The sequence below is a fragment of the Oscillibacter sp. KLE 1745 genome (assembly GCF_000469445.2).
In the GTDB taxonomy this organism is placed as follows: domain Bacteria; phylum Bacillota; class Clostridia; order Oscillospirales; family Oscillospiraceae; genus Oscillibacter; species Oscillibacter welbionis.
The window spans coordinates 1-537 of record NZ_KI271756.1 but is presented as its reverse complement, the minus strand read 5'-3'; the positions used below and the strand labels follow the sequence as shown (position 1 = coordinate 537).

Sequence of the window (537 nt, the reverse complement as noted above, 5' to 3'; positions counted from 1 at the left end):
ACGACATCGTCATGTGCGGCCGGCAGGCCATCGACGGCGACACCGCCCAGGTGGGCCCCCAGATCGCTGAGAAGCTGCACCTGCCCCAGGTGACCTACGCCGCCGACATCACCAAGGACGGCAACACCATCACCGTCAAGCGGATGCTGGAGGACGGCTACATGACCATCAAGGTCAAGACTCCCTGTCTGATCACCTGCATCAAGGAGCTGAACGAGCCCCGCTATATGAGCATCGACGGCATCTATGCCACCTACAACAAGCCGCTGGAGACCTTTGACTATGAGAAGCTGAAGGATCATCCCCTGATCGACGCCACCACCATCGGCCTGAAGGGCTCTCCCACCAACATCTTCAAGAGCTTCACCCCGCCCCAGAAGGGCGCCGGCAAGATGCTGGAGGGTGCCGGCAAAGAGACCTGCGAGGAGCTGGCTTCCATTCTGGCCGCCAAGCACATCATCTGAGAAGGGAGTATTTGAACAATGTCCAATTTCAATAGCGCTGATATCGCTGCTTTCAAGGATGTGTGGGTCTTCT

General features: G+C 58.1%; 1 pseudogene. It reads left to right on the top strand.

The features are described from left to right. Positions 1-464: pseudogene (locus HMPREF1546_RS14300) on the top strand (electron transfer flavoprotein subunit beta); the annotation flags it as partial. Positions 465-537: the final 73 nt, after the last annotated feature.